The sequence below is a fragment of the Acinetobacter sp. WCHAc060006 genome (assembly GCF_004209135.1).
Taxonomy (GTDB): Bacteria; Pseudomonadota; Gammaproteobacteria; order Pseudomonadales; family Moraxellaceae; genus Acinetobacter; species Acinetobacter cumulans.
This window is the reverse complement of sequence record NZ_SGSS01000014.1, coordinates 34,456-56,971: the sequence shown is the minus strand read 5'-3', so window position 1 is coordinate 56,971 and position 22,516 is coordinate 34,456. Positions and strand designations below refer to the sequence as shown.

The 22,516-nt window shown below is 40.9% G+C and carries 17 protein-coding genes and 8 tRNA genes; 18 read left to right on the top strand and 7 right to left on the bottom strand.

All coding sequences use genetic code 11. From position 1 onward, the window contains the following. The first annotated feature begins 2 nt into the window (after positions 1 to 2). Positions 3 to 1,400, top strand: coding sequence for a hypothetical protein (locus EXE29_RS09925; protein ID WP_106985078.1), 1,398 nt, complete (start codon positions 3 to 5; stop codon positions 1,398 to 1,400). Positions 1,401 to 1,450: 50 nt separating this feature from the next. Here EXE29_RS09925 and EXE29_RS09920 read toward each other — a convergent pair whose 3' ends face one another. The 4 genes from EXE29_RS09920 to EXE29_RS09905 all read right to left on the bottom strand — a co-directional run bounded on the left by EXE29_RS09920 (position 1,451) and on the right by EXE29_RS09905 (position 8,212). Beyond that, positions 1,451 to 3,166: a proline--tRNA ligase gene (locus EXE29_RS09920; protein ID WP_120364541.1), complete on the bottom strand. Its 1,716-nt coding sequence runs from the start codon at positions 3,164 to 3,166 to the stop codon at positions 1,451 to 1,453. A gap of 96 nt (positions 3,167 to 3,262) precedes the next feature. Continuing rightward, the gene (locus EXE29_RS09915) at positions 3,263 to 6,367 is read right to left on the bottom strand and encodes an efflux RND transporter permease subunit (protein ID WP_120364542.1); all 3,105 of its coding nucleotides are present in this window, start codon (positions 6,365 to 6,367) and stop codon (positions 3,263 to 3,265) included. A 23-nt stretch (positions 6,368 to 6,390) separates the two neighbouring features. Further along, complete coding sequence (locus EXE29_RS09910) at positions 6,391 to 7,518, bottom strand: efflux RND transporter periplasmic adaptor subunit (protein ID WP_120364543.1); 1,128 nt, start codon at positions 7,516 to 7,518, stop codon at positions 6,391 to 6,393. 49 nt (positions 7,519 to 7,567) lie between these two features. After that, the gene (locus EXE29_RS09905; protein ID WP_120364544.1) at positions 7,568 to 8,212 is read right to left on the bottom strand and encodes a hypothetical protein; all 645 of its coding nucleotides are present in this window, start codon (positions 8,210 to 8,212) and stop codon (positions 7,568 to 7,570) included. Between the two features lie 289 nt (positions 8,213 to 8,501). On the opposite strand from EXE29_RS09905, the gene pilG reads away from it, so the two are divergent. The 6 genes from pilG (at position 8,502) to EXE29_RS09875 (ending at position 17,110) form a co-directional block, all read left to right on the top strand. After that, positions 8,502 to 8,885 carry a twitching motility response regulator PilG gene (gene pilG, locus EXE29_RS09900; RefSeq protein WP_106985073.1) on the top strand — a complete coding sequence of 128 codons (384 nt, stop codon included), beginning with the start codon at positions 8,502 to 8,504 and terminating at the stop codon, positions 8,883 to 8,885. Positions 8,886 to 8,913: 28 nt separating this feature from the next. After that, positions 8,914 to 9,282, top strand: a complete 369-nt coding sequence (locus tag EXE29_RS09895) for a response regulator (protein ID WP_106985072.1) — start codon at positions 8,914 to 8,916, stop codon at positions 9,280 to 9,282. 6 nt (positions 9,283 to 9,288) lie between these two features. Further along, positions 9,289 to 9,825 (top strand): chemotaxis protein CheW, encoded by a 537-nt coding sequence (locus EXE29_RS09890; RefSeq protein WP_106985071.1) that lies wholly within the window; start codon positions 9,289 to 9,291, stop codon positions 9,823 to 9,825. Positions 9,826 to 9,871: 46 nt separating this feature from the next. Beyond that, on the top strand, positions 9,872 to 11,944 hold the full coding sequence (locus EXE29_RS09885) for a methyl-accepting chemotaxis protein (protein ID WP_117007632.1): 2,073 nt from the start codon (positions 9,872 to 9,874) through the stop codon (positions 11,942 to 11,944). Between the two features lie 173 nt (positions 11,945 to 12,117). Next, positions 12,118 to 16,659: a hybrid sensor histidine kinase/response regulator gene (locus EXE29_RS09880; RefSeq protein ID WP_106985069.1), complete on the top strand. Its 4,542-nt coding sequence runs from the start codon at positions 12,118 to 12,120 to the stop codon at positions 16,657 to 16,659. Next, positions 16,652 to 17,110 (top strand): hypothetical protein, encoded by a 459-nt coding sequence (locus tag EXE29_RS09875; RefSeq protein ID WP_106985068.1) that lies wholly within the window; start codon positions 16,652 to 16,654, stop codon positions 17,108 to 17,110. The genes EXE29_RS09880 and EXE29_RS09875 overlap by 8 nt, the downstream gene beginning before the upstream one ends. 58 nt (positions 17,111 to 17,168) lie before the next feature. Here the strand turns inward: EXE29_RS09875 and dapE are convergent, their stop codons facing one another. From dapE to EXE29_RS09860, 3 genes are all read right to left on the bottom strand, one after another. Beyond that, a complete protein-coding gene (gene dapE / locus EXE29_RS09870; RefSeq protein ID WP_106985067.1) occupies positions 17,169 to 18,305 on the bottom strand; it encodes a succinyl-diaminopimelate desuccinylase in 1,137 nt (378 codons plus the stop codon). A 130-nt stretch (positions 18,306 to 18,435) separates the two neighbouring features. Then, positions 18,436 to 18,585 (bottom strand): entericidin A/B family lipoprotein, encoded by a 150-nt coding sequence (locus EXE29_RS09865; RefSeq protein WP_106985066.1) that lies wholly within the window; start codon positions 18,583 to 18,585, stop codon positions 18,436 to 18,438. Between the two features lie 142 nt (positions 18,586 to 18,727). Continuing rightward, the gene (locus tag EXE29_RS09860) at positions 18,728 to 19,585 is read right to left on the bottom strand and encodes a DUF1853 family protein (protein ID WP_120364545.1); all 858 of its coding nucleotides are present in this window, start codon (positions 19,583 to 19,585) and stop codon (positions 18,728 to 18,730) included. A gap of 119 nt (positions 19,586 to 19,704) precedes the next feature. On the opposite strand from EXE29_RS09860, the gene EXE29_RS09855 reads away from it, so the two are divergent. From EXE29_RS09855 to EXE29_RS09805, 11 genes are all read left to right on the top strand, one after another. Further along, entirely contained in the window at positions 19,705 to 20,106 is a 402-nt protein-coding gene (locus tag EXE29_RS09855) for a YbaN family protein (RefSeq protein WP_106985064.1), read from the top strand. Next, complete coding sequence (gene elsL / locus EXE29_RS09850) at positions 20,106 to 20,603, top strand: cell wall-recycling L,D-carboxypeptidase ElsL (protein WP_171406265.1); 498 nt, start codon at positions 20,106 to 20,108, stop codon at positions 20,601 to 20,603. Before EXE29_RS09855 ends, elsL begins: the two co-directional genes overlap by 1 nt. Positions 20,604 to 21,018: 415 nt before the next feature. Further along, positions 21,019 to 21,094: transfer RNA gene (locus EXE29_RS09845), tRNA-Val, on the top strand. Positions 21,095 to 21,120: 26 nt separating this feature from the next. Then, positions 21,121 to 21,197 (top strand) — tRNA-Asp (locus tag EXE29_RS09840). Positions 21,198 to 21,247: 50 nt separating this feature from the next. After that, positions 21,248 to 21,324 (top strand) — tRNA-Asp (locus tag EXE29_RS09835). Between the two features lie 22 nt (positions 21,325 to 21,346). Next, positions 21,347 to 21,422, top strand: a tRNA-Val gene (locus EXE29_RS09830). A 12-nt stretch (positions 21,423 to 21,434) separates the two neighbouring features. Next, positions 21,435 to 21,511, top strand: a tRNA-Asp gene (locus tag EXE29_RS09825). A 23-nt stretch (positions 21,512 to 21,534) separates the two neighbouring features. Continuing rightward, a tRNA-Val gene (locus EXE29_RS09820) sits at positions 21,535 to 21,610 on the top strand. A gap of 43 nt (positions 21,611 to 21,653) precedes the next feature. Further along, positions 21,654 to 21,730 (top strand) — tRNA-Asp (locus EXE29_RS09815). 110 nt (positions 21,731 to 21,840) lie between these two features. Then, positions 21,841 to 21,916 (top strand) — tRNA-Val (locus EXE29_RS09810). 116 nt (positions 21,917 to 22,032) lie between these two features. After that, positions 22,033 to 22,494, top strand: coding sequence for a DUF2750 domain-containing protein (locus EXE29_RS09805; RefSeq protein ID WP_106985062.1), 462 nt, complete (start codon positions 22,033 to 22,035; stop codon positions 22,492 to 22,494). Positions 22,495 to 22,516: the final 22 nt, after the last annotated feature.

Here is a 22,516-nt window from a genome sequence, read left to right as displayed (position 1 = left end):
TAATGAAAAAAATATTAGTGGCGACGATCGTCAGTAGTTTGTGGGTTTCAGGGAATGCAACTTCATTTCAAGCGCTATCGGATTCAGAATTATCTTCGGTTGATGGTCAAGCTTTACTGAATTTTTCGAAAGATAATTATACTTATACCAATGCCAACAGTGAAAAAGTTGAATTCTTCAAACTTGGCTTGGGCGCAGAGATGGAGCTAAACACCAATATTAAATCGCTACAATTAGGCTGTGGTGGTGATAAGGGTGCTGGTAAATGTGATATTGATATTTCAAACCTTTCTATTAGTGGTATGCCTTCAAGTTTTGATGCCAATGGTGTGCCAGTTTATGATTCCAATGGTCGTGCGAGCACCAGTGCAAAAATCACCAACCCATTTATTGAATTTGCAATTAAAAATGGGGGGAAAGCATCCACACGTGAAGTCGTTGGCTTTCGTTTAGGTGCTGATGCCATTAGTGGGCTGTTGACGGCAGGTACTGACAATACAGTAAACCCCTCAGATGGTATTCAGTCTTTTTCAGGTTATATGAAAATGGCAGCCACCACAGGTGATGTAAATACCAAGCAGAGTACCTTTGGTGATTCAAAAACTGAAGAAATTAAAGGGAACCTTACAGCCAGTATCTTAGGTTTGGAATTTCCTCGTGAATTTAAAAGTGATTCAACAGCTGCAGACAACAAGGGTGTAACAGTTCCAAGTATTAATGTGAAATTTAATATGCCAGAAACCGTCGTTTCAGGTTCGCGTTTATCTGTTGCGAATGTATCAGGTATTACAGCAAGCATTAAATCTATTCCTTTAGCAGCCAATTCAAGCATGACGCAAGCGCAAAAAGATTTGTTTGCTAATGATCAGTTGTTGGTAACTTTTGATCCGATTCTAGGTTTGGCTAAAAAAGCAATTTTCAAAATGGGGGAAGGCTCAGATATTCAAAACCTCAATATGGAAATTGCATTTAATCAGTCTTTAAGTATGGTACATAATATTCCATTATCTGGTACAGGAGGGTATTTGTCCTTACAAAGTGAGACTTTGAAGTGGGCAGGTACTGAGGTGCAAGATACAGCCCAAAAAGGCTGGTGGATGTCCTTTAAAGACCCAATTCAGTTGGGCTATTTACAAGCTAAAGATCAAGTGGATATCTCGGCAGTACTACCTCAGGTGGCTAATTTAGTTTCGGACTTTTTATTAGATGAAAATAACCGAATTACAACAGGTACAGGAGAATCATTGGGTACCCTATTTAATACTCCTGTAGTGAAACTTTTAAATATTGATTTGGGTAATTATACGCAAGCGAAGCCAGCAACTATTGCTTTAAACTCGCAAATATTGCAAAACCAAACGGTTGTGTCGAACTGTTTCGGTGGTCTAAAGTTCTGTTAATCGGTGATCATAAAAAACCCGCATTAAGCGGGTTTTTTATTTAGAAAAAATTATTTAGCAATCTTAGCTAATAATTCTTCTTTAGTGATATTTACAGATTCAGCATCACGGCGACCTTTATATTCAAAAGTACCCGCATCCAAACCTTTTTCACCAATCACAATACGGTGTGGAATACCTGTGATTTCTAAGTCAGAGAATTTCACACCTGGACGTTCGTCACGGTCGTCTAGAATCACGTCATAATCTGCAGCTTGAAGTTCTGCATAAAGCGCTTCAGCAGCTTCAACAGTACGAGGTGATTTATGTGCATTCATTGGTACGATCGCAACTTCAAATGGCGCAATCGCTGCAGGCCAAATAATGCCTTTGTCATCAAAGTTTTGTTCAATGGCAGATGCAACAACACGGGTAACACCAATACCATAACAACCCATTGTTACAACTAATGGCTTACCATCTTTACCTAATACTTTACAGCCAAGTGCTTCAGAGTATTTTTGGCCCAATTGGAAGATGTGGCCAACTTCAATACCACGTTTAATTTGCAGTGTACCTTTGCCATCTGGAGATGGATCACCTTCAACCACATTACGTAAGTCATAAACTTCAGTGAATTGGGCATCACGCTCCCAGTTCACTCCAACTGCGTGTTGATCAACAATGTTTGCACCTGCCACAAAGTCAGATAATACAGAGGCTGCGCGGTCTACAATTACAGTAAGGCCTTTTTCAACCAAACCTTGTGGACCACAGAAGCCAGCTGTTAAACCGTATTGCGCCAGCTGTTCTTCAGTTGCAAATGTTAATGGTGATGTAATTAAAGGATGTTTTTCAGCTTTAATTTCATTCAGCTCGTGGTCGCCACGCAAGAATAATGCAACAACAGGAACTGCTTTGCCTTCTTCTGCTACGCCCTGAACAAGTAAAGCTTTAACTGATTGAGCTGGATCTGATTTTAAGAAAGCAGATACATCTTCAATGGTTTTTTGATCTGGCGTTGCGACCAATTCAAATGCTTTGTTTGGTGCAGCACGCTCACCAACCAATACAGCTTCAGCCATTTCTACGTTGGCTGCATAGTCTGATTCAGTCGAGAATGCGATATCGTCTTCACCACTTGATGCAAGCACATGGAATTCGTGTGAACCTGAACCACCGATTGAGCCCGTATCTGCTTGTACTGGGCGGAAGTTTAAGCCCAGACGTGTAAAGATACGGCAATATGCGTTATACATATTGTCATAGGTTTCTTGCAGTGACTCTTGGTCAACGTGGAAAGAGTAAGCATCTTTCATAACGAATTCACGTGAGCGCATTACACCAAAACGTGGACGAATTTCATCACGGAATTTAGTTTGAACTTGGTAGAAGTTTGCAGGCAATTGCTTGTAGCTTTTGAGTTCATTACGCGCAAGGTCTGTAATCACTTCTTCGTGTGTAGGCCCAAGTACGAAATCATTGGTATGGCGGTCTTTAAAGCGAAGTAGTTCAGGACCATATTGTACATAACGACCAGATTCTTCCCAAAGTGAAGCGGGTTGTGTGACTGGCATTAAGACTTGAAGAGAGCCTGCACGATCCATTTCTTCACGAACAATCGCTTCTACTTTATTTAATACGCGAACGCCTGTAGGCAACCAAGTGTATAAACCAGAAGCTAACTTACGGATCATCCCCGCACGAAGCATCAATTGATGAGAAATAACTTCCGCATCGTTTGGAGTTTCTCTTAACGTTGCAAATAAAAAGCGGCTTGCGCGCATGAACGGTGTCCTAAAAAGATTAAGCGTTAAAGCTGAGATTATACAATAAAAAATGAGGTGTACATTTTTCAAGTCACCTCATTGTGTTGGATAAAATTATGACATGATTTTTTTAAATTGGCGCATCATAAAGATTTTAAAGTCATCTAAATAGGTGAAGATAACGGGAACCACGACCAATGTTAGGAGGGTAGAGGTAATTACACCACCAATCACGGCATGTGCCATAGGTGCACTTTGTTCGCCACCTTCACCTAAGCCGAGGGCTAAAGGGACCATACCCATGACCATTGCACTGGTCGTCATTAAAATTGGGCGCAGTCGAGTTTTACCTGCAGCAATAATTGCATCATAACGTGAAGTGCCTTCATCCATGGCTTTCTTAATGAAGTCGATTAGTAGAATCGCATTTTTGGTGACCAGCCCCATCAACATAATAATGCCAATGATGGAGAATAAGTTCATGGTCGATTTAAATAAAAATAATGCTAAAAATACACCAATTAACGATAGCGGTAGTGAAGCCATAATCGCTGCTGGATGAATAAAACTATTAAATTGTGAGCCCAGCACAATGTAGATAAAGACAATCGATAAAGTAATAGCTGTAATGGCATAACCTGCTGATTCAGCCATATCTTTATTGGCACCTTGGGTTGCAAAGCGATAGCCCGGTGGCAAGTCAAATTGATCTTCTACTTTTTTAATGTCTGCACCAATGTCACCCGCGGGTCGGCCCGCTGTATTGGCTTGTACCAAGACCTCACGTGCTAAATCACGGCGGTTAATTTGTGAGGCCCCTAAGGTTTCTTCAAAACTAGCCACTGAAGAAAGTGGTACAAGTACGGGTAAACCAGTGGCATCGGTTTTTTGCGAAGTGATATACATATTTTGTAAGTCAGTTGGCAAGCGACGAGTATTTTCGGCTAAGCGCACATTGACATCGTAGGTTTCACCTTTCGGATCTTTCCAAGTGGTGATGTTGTCACCTGCAATCAATGGACGGACCACATTAGCGATTTGATTCACCGACAAGCCTAAGTCGCTGGCCACTACACGATTAATATGTACACCCAAAGTTGGTTTTGGCTCTTTTAAAGAGCTTTCTAAATCGACAATGCCATCAATTTTTGCCACTTCATGCATAAAGCGATCGGAAATTTTTTGAAGTTCATCAAGGTCGGGCCCTTTGATGGAAATCATCACAGGTTTTTGCCCGCCAGACACGGTTTCATCCGCGGAAGCCACAGAAGTAATGGTAATGCCTGCAACACTTTGCAATCGTTGGCGGAATTCATTGTTGAGCTGGGTGAGTGTTTGTTTGCGTTCAGTGCGTGGTGTAACACCTACACGAATACTAATATGGTTTTTACCACGATCTGTAACGCTATTGATTGATCCATACGTTGAACGAACTTCTGGATGTTCACGAATAATGGCATCGACCTGTTTTAATTTGGCTTGTGAATATTGCAAGCTGGCATCTACAGGCGTTTCAAATTTAATGCGAATTTCGCCTTTATCAGGTACAGGTACAAATTCTGTCCCAATCATTTTAGATAATGCCAAGGCACCAAATAGTGACGCAACAGCAACTAAAATGGTTACAAAACGGAATCTCAAGGCAAGTTTGAGGAGCTTTTCATAATGATGACTCAAGTTATCTAATTTGCTTGAAATCCAGTTGAAAAAGCGCTGTAGGGCATTGGGTTTTTTATTTGGATTATGCTTTTCGGCCCAATGCGCGGAAAGCATCGGGTCTAATGTGAAGCTGACAAACATTGAAATCAGTACGGCTGTACTAACGGTCACACCAAATTGATAAAAGAAGCGACCAATAATCCCGCCCATGAAAGCCACTGGTAAAAACACAGCGACAATCGTTAGTGTAGTTGCTAATACGGCCAAACCAATTTCTTTGGTACCATCTAATGCAGCAGTTACATGGTCTTTGCCCATATCGGCATGACGCACGATATTTTCCCGAACCACAATCGCATCATCAATTAATAAACCAATACTGAGCGATAAAGCCAGTAAGGTCATCATGTTGATGGTAAAGCCGAAGGCCCAGATAAAGGTTAAGGTGCCAAGTAATGCAATAGGTAAAGTCAGACCTGTAATGGCTGTAGAACGGAATGAGCCTAAAAACAGTAAGACAATAAAGATGGCTAAAATGGCGCCTTCTACAATTGTGCGCGCGACATCTTTAATACTGCCACGAATCCCTTTGGAAGAATCAACAACAATCTCGGCTGTTGTACCTTCAGGTAATTGGGTTTTAATACGTTCCAATGTTTTACGGGTATTATCCACGACCTGAATAACATTCGAGTCAGAGCTTCTTAAAATATCAATAGCCACGGCAGCTTTACCATTTAGGAAAGCGCTGGATTCCATTTCTGCTTGGCTATCTTCAATTTTGGCGACTTGCTTTAAAAAAATGGGCGCGCCATTTTTATTGGCAATCACCAAGTCACCAAAAGACTGCGGGTGGATTACACGCGATTTAATTTCGACGACAAGTTCAGAGGTGGCTTGATCGAGCGTACCGCCAGGTACTTCAATGTTTTCATTTTTTAAGGTATTCAAAACCTTATCAATACCAATACCAAAACTTTGCAGTTTTTGAGGCTCAATTTGAATACGGATTTGGCGTTGTGAGTCACCCAACAGGTTAACAGTCCCCACACCACTGACTGTTCTGAGCTGCGGTACGATACGTTGATCTAAATAGGAGCTTAGGTCACGCAGAGACATATTTTTAGATTCAAATACAATCGACATGACCGCACTAGCCGTCGGGTCATAGCGTTCTACAATGGGGTCATCAATTTCATCACGAAATTGAGCACTGACGGGTGCAATTTTGTCGCGAATATCTTGCGCTGCAACAGAGGAGGGCACATCTAAATTAAATTCAACGATAATTGTTGATAACCCTTCACTGGATTTAGAAATAACCTGTTTTAAACCAGAGATGGTGTTGATCTGATCTTCCATTTTCTTGGTAATTTCAGATTCGACCGACTCTGGAGATGCGCCAGGATAGTTGGTATAGACCACCACGAAAGGAAAGTCGACATCTGGAAACTCTTCGACGCCCATGCGTTGCCATGATGCGAGCCCTAAGACCATCAGACAGAACATCATCATAATGGTGAATACAGGGTATTTGACACTAATTCGGGTGAACCACATAACCGCTATCCTGCTTTGTTATTTTAGTTTTTGCTGATACTGACATCTTGTCGGATTTGATTGTCGCTAAACTTGACGCGACTTACGAGATCGCTATCTTCTAAGCCTGTTACCACAGCAATATTGGTGCTGTAGCGCTGTTCTAAAACTTTTATGCTGGCCTTAGCAATTTTATTTTGACGCACGACCCAAACATAAGGGTTATTATCGATGTCTTGTACAGTATTCAGTGGAATTAATTGCCCCGAAACCTGATCTGAACCTAAAATTTGGCCTTCAACAAATGCACCAATACTCAAAGAAGTAATGGCTTCTTTGGGTTGGGCAAAAAATTCAATTTGACGGCTGGCAGGATCGGCAATCGGTGAAATTCGACTTAAGGTTGCATTCAATAGGTTATTGTTGCCTTGAATACGATATTCAATGGCTTGGCCAAGTTTTAATGCTGACTGTGAGTCACTTGGTAGCTGTGCCTGAATTTCTAAGTGTGCTGGATCGATAATTTCAAATAAAGTTGTACCCGCAGCAACTGTTTGACCAGGCTCAACTTGACGCTTGGTAATTACACCACTGATTGGGCTGGTAATTGTACCGTCCTGATCTGCTTTACGCGCAATGTTGACATTAGCCTGTTGCGCATTGGTATTTTCTAATTGCGCTTGGTAATCCACTTTGCTTTGTTCGTATTCTACTTTTGATACAAAGCCCTGTTGTAATAAGCGTTCTTTACGTTGCACCATAAGGCGGGCTTGATTGGCCTGTGCTTGAGCTGAAACTAAATTGGCCTGTGCTTGGGCAAGACGTGCTGCATTGTCTTGGTTGTTAAGGCGGACCAACACTTGACCTTTTTGCACAGTTTGACCCACTTGGGCATTCACTGCAGTAGCTGTTGCCGTAACTTGAGCTTGAATCGTACTTTGATTTACAGCACGAATAGTGCCTGTAAAAGTGGTCTTGCTGACAGAACTGCCTTGTTGAATGCGCACTAAATCCTGCTGAATAAGTTCAACTTTAGTGATTGGTTTTTCAGTGGCCACGGGTTCACTTTTTTGACATCCGACGAAAGCAAGGCTTAAGCAAATTAAGCCAATTGAAGCTAAGCGCGCTTGTAATGTAAGTGGGGTATACGTTGAATGCTGTGCTGATTGCATAATCGTCCTTTATATTCAGCTGTCAACAGAAGCAATTGAAACTGCAAAATTATTCCATTGCTTTTAAGCGGGTGATAATTTTGTCGTATTCGGCTGCTGTATTTCGATAGCGCGTTTGTAAAGATTGAATATCTTGTTTTTTCGCTACGATATTTTTTTGGTTATTATTCAAAATACTTTGTAATTGTGCAGGTACAGGTTGCCCTTTACGTGAGTATTCACGTTCTTGACGAACAAACATAATACGGTCTTCCTGTAATTGCTTTAATTGTTGTTGTTGGAAAATAAGTTGTTTCGAAATTCCAGTAAGTATTTCTTTCTTTTTTTGACTTGCTACACTGCTGTTATTATAAGCACTTTTTAGTTGTGTGTCTGCGGCTAATTTTTGGGCAGCCACGGCGCGCTGTGGCGCTTGCTTAATATCTGCTTCTGCATTATAAGGTCTATTACGCTTAATCACTTGCATATTCTGATCAAGTGCTTCATAGCCGTAACGAATATGGTTAGGTGTAACATTGGTGCTTACATTTGCAACACCTTTACTATCATAATAACGAAACCAAGTTGCTTTTTGAGGGAGATTAGTCGCAAAAGTAAACGGAGTTAGTGATACCAATACTAAGACTAAAATGAGTTTCTGGGTCATTTTTTTATAAGCAATATAAGAGTGATTTACGCTAAACTGACTTCGCATTGGGCTCCCCAATATAAAGTTGACTAAATTACTTATTTTTAAGTAATAATAGTGCTATATTAGACTTAAAATAGAGAATTAAAAACTATTCCAAGTTAAAAATAAATTGTTGGTCATCGGAAAGTGTGAAGCTGTTAATGGTATTGAAAAATACTGTGTGCTTGAGCAGAAAATGTTCATTGAAAATGAAAGTAAATATATGTTAAAAATGTTAACAACTGTTAACTAAAAGTAACTGCGAATAAAATTCCAGCATTCTATATATCCATATTTTGGGAAGGGTCTTTAAATGGACGATAAATTTCAAAATCTAAAAGTCATGGTAATTGACGACTCAAAAACTATTCGCCGTACAGCAGAAACTCTTCTTCAACGTGAAGGTTGTGAAGTTGTGACTGCAGTAGATGGCTTTGAAGCCTTGTCAAAAATTGCTGAAGCAAATCCAGACATTGTGTTTGTTGATATTATGATGCCTCGCTTAGATGGCTACCAAACATGCGCATTAATTAAAAATTCGCAAAATTATCAAAATATTCCAGTCGTAATGCTGTCAAGTAAAGACGGTTTATTTGATCAGGCGAAAGGCCGTGTCGTGGGTTCAGACGAATACCTAACAAAACCATTCAGTAAAGATGAATTATTGAATGCGATTCGTAACCACGTAACTGCTTAATTAGTTTTATTTTTTATTGGGGAAAGGCATGACACGTATTTTGATTGTAGATGATTCACCGACAGAAACATTTCGATTCAAAGAAATTTTAGGCAAACATGGCTTTGAAGTTCTTGAGGCGTCAAATGGTGCAGACGGTGTAACAGTCGCACAAGCAGAACTTCCGGACCTCGTCCTCATGGATGTGGTCATGCCAGGTGTAAACGGTTTTCAGGCAACTCGTCAAATTGCACGTGGTTCAACAACGAAGCACATTCCAATTGTGATTGTAAGCACAAAGGACCAAGCAACAGACCGTGTTTGGGGTAAGCGTCAAGGCGCATGTGATTATTTAACAAAGCCTGTAGACGAAAAACAATTAATTGATGTGATAAAACAGCACCTCAATGCAGGATAAAGCTCTATGGCAGCAAATGGATTTATCGAATTGCTTCGAATTGCGAAACGTGGAAATAAAAACTACGTTTCAACTGAGAATGAAGTCAACCGATGGTCAGGCATTGCTTTTGAGATGATGGGGCAATATTTTGTTGCTCCTTTAGGTGAAGTATCCGAAGTGATCTATCCGCCTAAGTGTACGCCAGTTCCAAACACTCAATCATGGGTGCAAGGTTTGGCGAATATTCGGGGACGTCTACTTTCAGTTTCAGATTTGGCTCAATATATTACGGGTCATAGAAGTAGCTATACTCCGACTCAAAAAGTTTTATGCATTAGTCATAATGATCATTATGTTGGTTTGGTCGTTGATCAAGTTTTGGGTATACAGCATTTTAATAAGAAGAGTTATTTTTCTAAAGACGCTGAATTAGGCAGTAATTTACAAGAATATTGTCAGGGATATTTTCACCAGCATAACCAGCAGTGGCATGTCTTTTTATTCAGTCGTTTATTGCAAAATCCAAAATATATGAACGCATCTATAAAATTTATAAATTAACTGTCACGCATTTAACGAATGAAGACGTAAATCGGGGAGAAGCTGAATGGGCTTTAAACTTAAAAAGAAAAATACAGGTGAAAGCGCAGGCCGTCCAAGTGGCAATGCTTTATTAGCTAAGATTCAATCACAAACAGATCAGTTATCGCGTGTATTTGGTGATAGTGAAAAGTCAAAGCCATTGATTTACGGTGCTGTTGGTTCACTGGTACTGGCAACTCTGATTTTATTTTACCTTTTCTATAGCGTTCCTCGTAATAACGAACTTACGCGTAGCCTAGGTGAATTACGTCTTCTTTCACAAACCATTTCGCGTCAAGCAACAGAAGCAACCGCTTCTGGTACGCCTGAAGCAATGAAAAAATTAACTGAATCTCAAGAAAGTTTTGCTAAAAACTTGGAGACAGTTACTGATATTCATGCGAATACTGATTCACTCAAATCTGTAGAATCACAATGGAAAACAGTATCTTCAAATATTGATTTGATTTCTTCGCAACAAAAAATCATTAATCAACTTTATGATACGAACATTGCAATCGGTGAAACGATTCCGGGTATTCAGGCTGAATACAACTTGATGGTTGACCAAATGGCGCGTCAAGACATGCCATCTAACCAGGTTGTAATTGCAAAAAACCAAGTATTCATTGCGGAACGTATTTTACGTTCGATCAGTTCTGTACTTACAGGTTCAGACAGCTCACGTGAGTCTGCAGATGACTTTAGTGCCGATACAGAAACATTCGGTTCATACTTAAATGCACAGCTTAATGGTAGTGCAGAATTAGGTGTGCAACGTATTGAAAATGCTGAATTACGTGAATCACTAAAAGGCATTAAGTCTGAATATGATGATGTACTAAAATCAGCTGCAGCGACGATCTTGCAGAACTCACAACAAATTGTGAAAGTACGTCAAGCATCTTCATCAATTTTTGCTGAATCAGACAAACTATTAGATAGCTTAAATGGTTTGAAATCAGGTTCAGGTTGGGCAACAGTTTTACCTGCATTGCTCTTAATTTTAACGTTAATTGCCTTCTTGATTTGTGTATTCAAATTACTTTCTTTACGTGGTCAGTCAGATAAACAACGTGTAGGTCGCTTACAAGAAGAATATGACCGTAACCAAAACGCGATTTTACGTTTACTTGACGAGATTGCCGACTTAGCAGACGGTGACTTACGTTCATACGCAACAGTATCTGAAGACTTTACGGGTGCAATTGCCGACTCGATTAACTTCGCGATTGATCAGTTACGTGACTTAGTATCGCGTATTACAGAAACATCAGAAGAGGTTGCACAATATACGGCAAATACGCAGGGTATTACCAACCAGTTAGCAGAAGCTTCTGAGCATCAGGCACAAGAGATTGCAGGTGCCTCTGCCGCAATTAACGAAATGGCACTGTCAATTGACCAAGTATCTGCCAACGCTGAAGAATCAGCAGTCGTTGCGGAACGTTCGGTACAAATTGCTGCCAATGGTGCAGACGTTGTAAACCGCTCGATCGAGGGTATGGACACGATTCGTGAACAGATTCAAGAAACATCTAAACGTATTAAACGTTTGGGTGAATCTTCTCAAGAGATTGGTAACATTGTTGCCTTGATTAACGATATTGCCGACCAAACGAACATCTTGGCATTGAACGCAGCAATTCAGGCGTCGATGGCGGGTGAAGCTGGTCGTGGTTTCGCCGTGGTTGCCGACGAAGTACAGCGTCTAGCTGAACGTTCAGCATCTGCAACAAAACAGATTGAAGGCCTTGTAAAAACCATTCAAACGGATACAAACGAAGCCGTAATCTCAATGGAGCAAACAACTGCCGAGGTTGTACGTGGTGCGAACTTGTCTAAGGATGCGGGTGTAGCCCTAGACGAAATTCAAACGGTATCGAACAGCTTGGCAAAACTGATTGCAAACATTTCGGATGCTGCAAAACTTCAGGCTGCTTCAGCGGGTCATATTGCTACAACGATGAACGTTGTACAGGAAATTACGTCGCAAACAACGAGTGCAACATTCGATACTGCGCGTTCGGTTTCTGAATTGGCAAATATGGCCGAAACATTACGTGACTCTGTATCTGACTTTAAACTTCCAGACTAAAGTTAGCGCGCTTTGGGGAAAGGCATACCGTGCAATTGAGCAGGGTATGCCAATAAGAAACAGACTAAGCATCGGCAAGATGAACTTAACTTTTTCTAAAGTTAAGTCTCGCGTGATGGTCACAATTAAGTTTGAGCACCCTTCTTGGTGGCAAAACGTAAGAAGCCTTAGCTATGAAAGAAATATTAAAAAATTTAGTCGAAACGACAACGCTTCCTGAGGATAGCTATCTCGATCAAGATGCAGAAATTTTAGAAATTTTTGTTGAAGAGATCGAGGAGATTTTTGGCGAGCTTGATAATTTATTATCTGATTGGCTGGACAAACCGCAAGATAAAGACTTGCTCACGACAATTCGTCGCCATTTCCATACCTTAAAGGGTTCTGGTCGTATGGTGGGCGCAAAGACGGCGGGTGAGGCGGCATGGACAGTTGAAGATACTTTGAACCGCGTTATTGGTGGTTCGCTTACGCTTAGCCCAACGATTCAACAGTATGCTCAAACGGTTTTAAATGTTTATCAATATAAGCTGTATCCAAGCTTTAAAAATGTCACCGAGCTGACGGTTGATTTGCGTCCGATTGTCCTTTTAGGACAACAATTACAACAAGGTCTAAGCCCAGAGCCAGCATTACAAGAGCTCTTAGGTTTGGCAACTCGCTTAAAGTCCTCTTCGGATGTCACAGGTCTAGAGCTTGATACAGTTGAGGCAGTTGAAACAACAGAATTTGTAACACCTGATTTGGCAGCGATTGAACTTCCTGCTGAAGATAATTTAATTGCAGAAACAGTTGCGATCTTCATTGAAGAAGCAGAAGAGCATCTGCAGACAATTGAAAACTTCTTGAAACAAGAAGATACCAAACATCAAGATTATAATGCCTTAATCCGTGCGCTACACACTTTGCGTGGTAGTTCATCAATGGCACAAATCGATCAAATTTTTGAAGCAAGCTCTAAAGTTGAAAATTTATTCAAAACACAGCTTCAAGAAGAAATCGGTTCGACTTCAAAAGAAACTGCATTGCTGATTCAGTACTCTGAGTTTGTACGCGACTTTTTACATACCTTACGTAAGGGTGAAACAAGCCAGTTAAATGCAATTTACAATACCTTCAATGATGCATGGAATGATTATGGTTTTGCATCTGAAAGTATGGAGTCAGATATTCAACCACAAGGTTTAGTATCGAAACTCATTGAATTAAATATTGATTTGTTATTGGATGCTGAGTTTGAGTTTGATACGCGAGCTAAAGCTGAATTCCCAGAATACTTAGAAACACTGAGCACGCAAGCAGATGAACTACTTGCACATACTGATAATCGTGCCTCTGTGGGAATTCATCAGTTTACCACTGAGCTAAAATCAGGCTATGACAATCTACGTCAAAAACCGCAACTGTTAAATCTGGATTATGCTTATGAGTTATTTGCTCAAGCACATCAAGAATTTATTCATTTATTTGATACCTTGGCTGCAGGTCAGCGTGTAGTATTATCAGATGAAGCACAAAAGTTGCTGAGTGATTTAACTGCATTTGTACAACAAGATATTGAAGATACAGCTGAAAGTAGCAATGTATTGTCTACATTAAGTGCGAAAGTTGAAATTGCACCAAGTAGTGCCTCAACAGCTGTAGAGTCAAGCAGTCTCCATGTTCCTGCGCCTGCTGAAACCAGCACTGCAGGTATCGATTTTGCGACCTTAAGTCAAAAATTAGCTAAAGATCAAGCCAAGCATCAATCTACAGACTCAAATACTGACTTTGATCCAGATTTGCTTGAAATCTTCCTTGAAGAAGCTGATGAGTTATTGTCGGGTATTGATAGCGACTTAAATACTTGGAATAAAGATCTAACAAATACAGGATCTTTAAATAATTTAATGCGCTATTTGCATACGCTGAAAGGCGGTGCAAACATGATTTCAGCGACCAATATTGGCTTAATTGCACATGAACTAGAGTCTATCTACGAACGTGTAATTCGTGGTCAGATGCAAGCTACTGTGCCATTGGTACAAGTCATTCGTTTGGTGCAAGATGATCTTTCAGATCGTATTCAAACGATTCGTGATGTGGGCGTAGACTACGCTGCGACTGAAGCTGTTGATATCCTTACCCATATCCAAAGCATTGTTGAAGGTCAGGTCGAATCAAGTGCGACTGTGGCAAGTACTCCTGAAGTTGTGGACATTGAGGTGCACCCTGCACCAGTCGAAGACAGTCCAGTCATTGAATTTGAAGTACCAACTGTTTCAATTGAAGCGATTGAATTTGAAACACCTGCTGTGATTGAACCAGTTGCTCAAGTCATCGAGCCAAGTTCTTCAGTAGCAAGTGCTTCTACATCGGTGGACGATGAACTTCTTTCAGTGGTGGAAGAAACCTTTCTGGAAGAAGCTGAAGAGATTCTGGAACAAGCTGCTGAGTTATTAATTCAATGGTTTGATCAGCGTAGTGACCGTAGTATTTTGCTTCAATTACAACGTGCAGCCCACAGTATTAAAGGTGGCGCGCGCATGGTTGAAAATGAGCCAGTCGCGGCTGTTGCTTATCAGTTGGAAACAACGTTTGAGCAATTCGCGGTTCATCATTTTAACTCAAACGCTTACGACGACTTACTACAAACAACACTCAGCTGGTTGAAGCAAGGAATCTTCGAAAAAGATTACAGCAACTTCGATAGTATTAAACGTAGTTTAGAGTCGATTGAATACGTCGATGTAACGGCACAGTTGCCAAGCCGTCGCAGTGTGGATGGTCAAGGTTCAGCAACACGTAACTTTGAATTTATTCAGGGTGATGGTGTAGAGCCACCTTCTATGCAAGGTGAATGGACAGATACATTAGCCACTGATAATAGCAATGAAATGATTCGTATCTCAGCTGATTTGGTTGAGAAGATGATTGACTTGTCAGGCGAAAACTCAATTAACCGTTCGCGTATTGAGATGGATCTGGGGCAATTGGGTAATACGCTCAATGAGATGGAATTGGCGATTAAGCGTTTAGCTGACCAGCTACGTCGAATGGACGGTGAGCTTGAATCACAAATTCTTGCTAAGCATGGTACAGAAAACTCACGTTATGCTGATTTTGACCCATTGGAAATGGACCAATATTCATCCTTAAACCAATTGTCAAAATCATTGGCCGAGTCTGCATCGGATTTGGTGGACTTTAAGAGTACGCTGTCCGAGAAAATCCGTGATACAGAAGGTTTGTTATTACAACAGTCACGTATTCAGGCAGAAATTCAAGAAAGTTTAATGCGTACTCGCTTGGTTCCGTTCTCACGGATGTTACCTCGTTTACAACGTATTGTGCGTCAAACCTCAACCACCTTAAACCGCCCAGCGGAGTTGGTGGTGCAAAACACCGAAGGTGAATTAGACCGTACGATCTTAGAGCGTCTGGTTACGCCTTTCGAGCACATGCTTCGAAACGCGATTGACCATGGTCTAGAGGAAACGACAGATCGTATTGCGTTGAATAAGCCTGAGGTGGGTCATATTGTTCTGAACATTAGTCGCCAAGGTACAGACGTTCTTGTGTCATTTAGCGATGATGGTAAAGGGATTGATGAGAGCAAAATTAAAGAAAAAGCGCTCAGCCAAGGTTTAATTAAGGCCGATCAAGTACTCGACAAGCAAGAAATTTTGCAGTTAATTTTCCATCCTGGTTTTAGTACCGCGAAGGAAGTAACCCAAATTTCTGGTCGTGGTGTAGGTCTGGACGTAGTACAAAGTGAAATCAAAGCTTTGGGTGGTCATGTGAGTGTTGAGTCTGAATTGGGCAAAGGCACGACCTTTACGATTCGTGTACCAACCACAGTGGCTGTAAGTGATGCCTTGATGGTGAAAGTGGGTGATCAACAATTTGCGATTTCGTTGGCACAAATTGACCGTATTGTACGTATTGGGCCATCTGCTTTAGAAAGCTATTTCAATAGCAAGGCAGATACATTCAAAATTGATAATGAAAATTACAAGTTACGTTATCTATCTGAATTTGTGTCAAACCAGCCAGTACCACGTTTAAGCAGTGTTTCTCATTCATTGCCTGTACTTTTAATTAAAGGAAACAGTGGTCAAACGATTGCATTATTGGTTGATCAATTAATTGGTTCGCGTGCTCAAATTGTGGTGAAACCAATTGGTCAGCAGTTCTCTAATATTGGAGCAATTGCAGGTGCAACGATCTTAGGTGATGGTCAGGTGTGTTTGATTTTAGATGGTCAAAATATTGCCCGTCAGATTCAAACGACGCAGCGTCTTAAACATGTGTCTGATTCGCGTGATCTGAGCCGTCATGGTAATGCACGTCGTCTTGTGATGATTGTCGATGACTCCGTAACGGTACGTAAAGTAACGTCGCGTCTGCTTGAGCGTCAAGGCTATGACATCATTACCGCTAAAGATGGTGTGGATGCGATTGAACAGCTTGAAAATGTAAGACCAGACTTGATGTTACTGGATATCGAAATGCCACGTATGGATGGTTTCGAAGTAACCAACTTGGTTCGACATCACGACATCCACAAAGAATTGCCAATTATTATGATCACATCGCGTACGGGTGAAAAACACCGTGAGCGTGCGTTCAGTTTGGGCGTCAGCCACTATATGGGTAAACCATTCCAAGAAGCGGAATTGCTTGCTAACATTGAAGCGTTGATTGCCGAAAAACAGGAGTTGATCTATGACTGAACAAACTTCGGTGAATACAGTAACTGATAAAATTAATCAGCAAGAATTACAGCATTTAATTACTGTTTCTACAGGGTTTATTGATGCTTATATTATTGAATGTCATGGTAAAGAGCCGATGCTTTTACCACAAAACATCATTTTATCTGCACTAGACAGCGAAACCAAAGTGCAATTCGTGCAATGGCATGAATTGAAACTCCCTGTATATGCGGTCAACCAACCAGAGCGCAAATCTGGTGTAGCATTGGTGATTGAAGGTGAAGACGTACAGCAACGTTTTGCATTGATGTGCGATGAAATGCCAAAAACGATTCGTTTACGTATTTCTGAAATTGTAGATGAAGATAAGACTTTAACCGATCCTGCAATTTTCCAATATGTGCGTATGGGGGAGAAAGTTTTTCATATCCCAAATATGAACTACATACAAACGCAGCTTCAATCCTAATGTCATGAGGCATAAAAAAAGGAATTCTACGGAATTCCTTTTTTGTTTTATGTAAAAATTAAACAGCCAATAAGCCTTCTAAAATTTGTTCATAAATTTCAGCTAGAGGCTCGAGATCGGCCACATTTACATGTTCATTGATCTGATGGATTGTGGCATTTAATACGCCTAATTCGAGCACCTGAGCGCCAGTAGGAGCAATGAAGCGACCATCAGATGTTCCACCACTGGTTGAAAGCTCAGTCTCAACACCTGTCACATTTAAAATGGCAGTTTTGGCAGCATTGACCAACTCGCCCACAGGAGTGAGGAAAGGTAAGCCAGACAGTGTCCATTCAATGTCATATTCTACATTGTGACGGTCTAAAATTTCTAAAGTACGTGCCTTTAACTCTTCTGCAGTGACTTCTGTTGAGTAGCGGAAGTTAAATAATGACGTCATAGTCCCAGGTACAACATTGGTTGCGCCTGTGCCAGAGTTAATATTTGAAATTTGGAATGTGGTGGCAGGGAAGTATTCATTGCCATTGTCCCAAACAGTTTCACACAGTTCTGCAATCGCTTTAGATGCCGTATGAATTGGGTTTACTGCAAGGTGTGGGTAAGCCACATGGCCCTGTTTGCCTTTAACTGTTAATTTGGCATTGAGTGAACCACGACGGCCATTTTTAACAATGTCACCAAGAGTATTTGTGCTCGATGGTTCACCCACCAAACACCATGTCATTTTTTCTTGGCGTGCTTCAAGTGTTTCAATGACTTTGACCGTACCATTAATAGATGGGCCTTCTTCATCCGAAGTAATTAAAAAAGCAATAGAGCCTTTATGGTTAGGGTGCTTTGCAACAAAGCGCTCAGAAGCAACGACCATTGCTGCCAAGGCCGTTTTCATGTCAGCACTACCACGGCCATACAGTTTACCGTCGCGAATTTCGGGTTGGAATGGATCTGAACCCCAAGCATCTAAATTACCCGTAGGTACAACATCGGTATGTCCTGCAAAACAAAACACAGGAGATTCAGTGCCTTTACGTGCCCAAAGATTATCTACGTCGTCAAAACGCATATTTTCAATCTTAAAGCCAATATTTTCCAAACGTTCAGCCATAATGTTTTGGCAACTGTGGTCTACTGGCGTTACTGAGGGTTGACGTAAAAGCTGTAGGCTTAGATCGAGTGTCGCTGATGAAGTCATGCTGAATCTTTAAGTCAAAAATGTCGCAATATAATAGGCGAATCCTGACGATAAGGAAAATTTAAACATAAAAAAACCCTATTTAAATAGGGTTTTCAATAATCAGCCGATTAAGCCGATTTTATTCGCATTAATTGCGACGAATTTCATCAGAAGTGCGCTCTGCTGTGCCTGTTACAGCTTGCCCAGCCTTAGATACGTCTTGACCCACACCCTTTACAGTATTACAGCCAGCTAAAGCAAAGGCTACAAGAAGTGAAGCAGCAATAATTTTCTTCATGTGTTTCTCCAGTTTTACGAATAATAAATTTTCTCCGTAAAATTAGATTAAAAAATACACTGCGTGAAAAGTATGCAATTTTTATAGGTGTTCGGTAATTAAATGTAATAAAAACAAATCTCGAACTGTTTAAAATTCAACCTTAATGGGTTTGTAATAAATTTGGTTGACGATACATATAGTAATTTTCTTGATGTGATTGCTTATAAAGACCATCCGTCCACCAGTATGCAGGGATACTGCTAAGTGCTGCGTGTGCACAGATCCATTCATGACGTTGCAATCGATAATACTGCTCACTTGGATGAGGGATGTGATGGCCCCAGTGACCAATTCTACGCGCTGGATTGACCCAATCGGGTAATTCATGTGATTTATCTACGGGTAGATAAAGCTGTCCTTTGAGCATGCAGTATTTACGTTGTATGCGGTGTTCTAAAGCGTCGTTAAATTGAAACTGCTTTTGTGTGAAATGATGGAGCTTTCTACTGAGTGTGTCACTGCGGTTGAGACCATACCAAGAGGGCATTGAACAATCACCTTCAGCAAGATAGTATTTGAGCGCAATTTCCCAATGTTCAATTTCTTGGGTTTCTAAGTTGCGAAGGACAAAATCAAGTTCGCCTAGCGTTTTAGGGCCATCAATTTTTTGAATGCTGTGCCCAATCAGTTCGTAATGATGGTAATCACGATCAAGTAACCAAAACCAAATCAACATTTCAAAGCGCAGGCCAAGACGGGTACTTTTGAGTTGGTGTATAAAATCTAATAATTCAGTTGGGTCTTTATCTAAAGCCTCTAAGCGCGGTATATAGCGCGTATAGTGCTGTTTCCAGATAAGATCATCATGCAATTCAAATAGGTGTGTAAGTGCGAGCTCTGGTGGAAGTTGAGTTAAAATATTTGGACTGGCAATGCTAAAAGCCAGTTGTCTGACACAGGGCTGCTGATAGCTTAACCATGGCTCAAAATAGCAAGACGGCAATGAGATGTGAGTCATGGTGGCCTAGGCCTCAATATAAGAATAGCACCAGTATGCTATGACAATAATGCAGAATTGCAACGGTGCAGCTTAAAAAACGCATTATACTAAGCGTATTGTACGAATTAGGTCTGGGTATGAAAACGTTGTTTTGGCGAAGCTTAGTATTGATCTTTGTTCTATTGGGCTTCATCGGGGCACTTTTACCTGGAATGCCAACAACAGTATTTTTGATATTAGCGGCATGGGCGGCCTCTAAAGGTTGGCCACAGATGGATGCATGGCTGTTAAATCATCCTAAATATGGCGCAACGCTTCGTGCATGGCGAGAAAATGGCACAGTGCCACGTAAAGCAAAGTGGTTCGCATCGATCATGATGTTTATAAGTGCAGTGGTCATGCTGTTTACCAATGCACCTTTGGCCGTCAAAATATTTACCGATGTAACCATGCTGGCGGTTGCCATTTGGCTATGGCTACGTCCAGAACCTGAATCACGTGCTAAAACCACAAAAATTGAAACAGAGAAAGCGCCATGATGGAATTTAGTCCAGATCAAGTTGACGTTGTGATTGATTTAGATCAGCAACGTTTAAGCCTACCCAAATTCAATAAAAGCTATCTTATTTCGAGTGGTAAAAATGGCATAGGTGAAACTGAAAATAGTGGTAAGACACCAAGAGGTTGGCACCGTATTGCGGAGAAATTTGGTGCAGACATGCCACAAAATACAGTTTTTAAAGCACGCCAAGCCACGGGTGAAATCTATAGTCCTGCTTTAGCTACGCAATATCCTGAACGTGATTGGATTTTATCCCGCATTTTATGGTTGGCGGGTTTAGAGGCTGGTTTTAATCAAGGCGAGGGATGTGATACCTATCAGCGCTATATTTACATTCATGGTACACCGGACACAGAACCGATGGGAGTTCCTATTTCACATGGCTGTATTCGTATGCGCAATACAGATGTGATGGAATTATTTGAATTGATCCCAGTTGATGCGATCGTATATTTAAAATCAGAACAAATCTGATGGTATATGCACGACTCATCTATTTATGAAATAAGCGAAATACTTAAGACAAGCGTTATAGTATTCATTAATAGCAGTTCAATTGATTGCCTAAATTTAAATAGCAAGTCAAAAAATGCTTTTTAAAACAACGTTGCTTAAAAATGATGCGATTTTACAGTGAAAATTGAATATCACGCTAAATAAATATGCCGTGAAGGCTAGTCGATATAAAATAAAAAGCATTTTTATGTGCATTCATTACATGAAATGAATGCATTGAATTAAAAAATAAGCAGAATATGTTGATTTTTATAGCAGATTACTTATTTTTTAATCAGTCAAACATAAAAAGTGGAAAACTGGCATAAAAGCGTTTGACACTGGGTGAGGATTCTCTATAATGCACCTCATCAAGCGATGAAGTGCTTTGAAAGGGCGCTTAGCTCAGTTGGTAGAGCGTCTGCCTTACAAGCAGAATGTCGGCGGTTCGATCCCGTCAGCGCCCACCAAACTCTTTCATTGTTAGATTTATAGTGCAGCGGTAGTTCAGTTGGTTAGAATACCGGCCTGTCACGCCGGGGGTCGCGGGTTCAAGTCCCGTCCGCTGCGCCACTTTAAATCTAAAAACATCGTTTGATCCGCAATAGCGATATTGTGTAAGTGCAGCGGTAGTTCAGTTGGTTAGAATACCGGCCTGTCACGCCGGGGGTCGCGGGTTCAAGTCCCGTCCGCTGCGCCATTTACACAGTTTAGCATATTGAGGGCGCTTAGCTCAGTTGGTAGAGCGTCTGCCTTACAAGCAGAATGTCGGCGGTTCGATCCCGTCAGCGCCCACCAGATTCTTGTGATGCAGCGGTAGTTCAGTTGGTTAGAATACCGGCCTGTCACGCCGGGGGTCGCGGGTTCAAGTCCCGTCCGCTGCGCCATTCCTAGAATCAAAACCCTTAAAGGGCGCTTAGCTCAGTTGGTAGAGCGTCTGCCTTACAAGCAGAATGTCGGCGGTTCGATCCCGTCAGCGCCCACCATATATCTTTAAGATATAATGTGCTTCCTCGGAAGTAACGTGATGCAGCGGTAGTTCAGTTGGTTAGAATACCGGCCTGTCACGCCGGGGGTCGCGGGTTCAAGTCCCGTCCGCTGCGCCATTTATCTTAAGAAGTCTTAAATTCCTGAGATTTAAGATGTTTCAAATACCAAGACTACAAATTTCGTTTGTCTTGCGTCATAAAAACAACAGCGTTGTTTTTATTCCTCAGGGCGCTTAGCTCAGTTGGTAGAGCGTCTGCCTTACAAGCAGAATGTCGGCGGTTCGATCCCGTCAGCGCCCACCATATTTTCTATATATCTCAATTTAAATATTATTAAGCGCACTGCTTTGATATTGCCTATTGCATAATTTTTCCATAAAATCCGTAATGTATAATAATTTTAATTTGTATGGACAATAATGAGAAATCCTTATCAGCGCAAGGCCGCGTCTAAAACACAAAATACAACTTTTAATCCTCAAGATATTTATAAACAATTTATTGAACACCTTGTTGGTCAGGGCAATTTAATCGCACTGTATCAAGATGGCTGGGCTTTGTGTGCAACACCAACAGGCCAAAAAGCATTTGCTGTGTGGCGTAATAAAAGTTTGGCTAAACTGCTGATTAAAGACAATTGGGCAAAATACGAAATTCAAGAAATTTCACTTAAAGATTTTATTGAAAAAGTCATTCCTTTTTTACGTCAAGAAAATACTGCTTTGTCGCTGGATTTAACACCAGAAGGGCAGAATATTTTGGTTGCCCCTGAAAAAATGTTACTAGATTTAAAAAATTATTTATATCAGGTATATACGCAGCGACCAGAAGTCTTTAAAGAAATGGACTTTCCTTTACCGCGCAATATCCGTTTAAATTAATTTTATAGCAAGCCAATGGTGC

Coding starts and splice junctions, on each gene's coding strand:
- EXE29_RS09885 (WP_117007632.1), top strand. CDS start 9,872: ATGGGCTTTAAACTTAAAAAGAAAAATACAGGTGAAAGCGCAGGCCGT.
- EXE29_RS09875 (WP_106985068.1), top strand. CDS start 16,652: ATGACTGAACAAACTTCGGTGAATACAGTAACTGATAAAATTAATCAG.
- EXE29_RS09905 (WP_120364544.1), bottom strand. CDS start 8,212: ATGCGAAGTCAGTTTAGCGTAAATCACTCTTATATTGCTTATAAAAAA.
- EXE29_RS09860 (WP_120364545.1), bottom strand. CDS start 19,585: ATGACTCACATCTCATTGCCGTCTTGCTATTTTGAGCCATGGTTAAGC.
- dapE (WP_106985067.1), bottom strand. CDS start 18,305: ATGACTTCATCAGCGACACTCGATCTAAGCCTACAGCTTTTACGTCAA.
- EXE29_RS09910 (WP_120364543.1), bottom strand. CDS start 7,518: ATGCAATCAGCACAGCATTCAACGTATACCCCACTTACATTACAAGCG.
- EXE29_RS09895 (WP_106985072.1), top strand. CDS start 8,914: ATGACACGTATTTTGATTGTAGATGATTCACCGACAGAAACATTTCGA.
- EXE29_RS09925 (WP_106985078.1), top strand. CDS start 3: ATGAAAAAAATATTAGTGGCGACGATCGTCAGTAGTTTGTGGGTTTCA.
- EXE29_RS09880 (WP_106985069.1), top strand. CDS start 12,118: ATGAAAGAAATATTAAAAAATTTAGTCGAAACGACAACGCTTCCTGAG.
- elsL (WP_171406265.1), top strand. CDS start 20,106: ATGGAATTTAGTCCAGATCAAGTTGACGTTGTGATTGATTTAGATCAG.
- pilG (WP_106985073.1), top strand. CDS start 8,502: ATGGACGATAAATTTCAAAATCTAAAAGTCATGGTAATTGACGACTCA.
- EXE29_RS09920 (WP_120364541.1), bottom strand. CDS start 3,166: ATGCGCGCAAGCCGCTTTTTATTTGCAACGTTAAGAGAAACTCCAAAC.
- EXE29_RS09805 (WP_106985062.1), top strand. CDS start 22,033: ATGAGAAATCCTTATCAGCGCAAGGCCGCGTCTAAAACACAAAATACA.
- EXE29_RS09855 (WP_106985064.1), top strand. CDS start 19,705: ATGAAAACGTTGTTTTGGCGAAGCTTAGTATTGATCTTTGTTCTATTG.
- EXE29_RS09865 (WP_106985066.1), bottom strand. CDS start 18,585: ATGAAGAAAATTATTGCTGCTTCACTTCTTGTAGCCTTTGCTTTAGCT.
- EXE29_RS09915 (WP_120364542.1), bottom strand. CDS start 6,367: ATGTGGTTCACCCGAATTAGTGTCAAATACCCTGTATTCACCATTATG.
- EXE29_RS09890 (WP_106985071.1), top strand. CDS start 9,289: ATGGCAGCAAATGGATTTATCGAATTGCTTCGAATTGCGAAACGTGGA.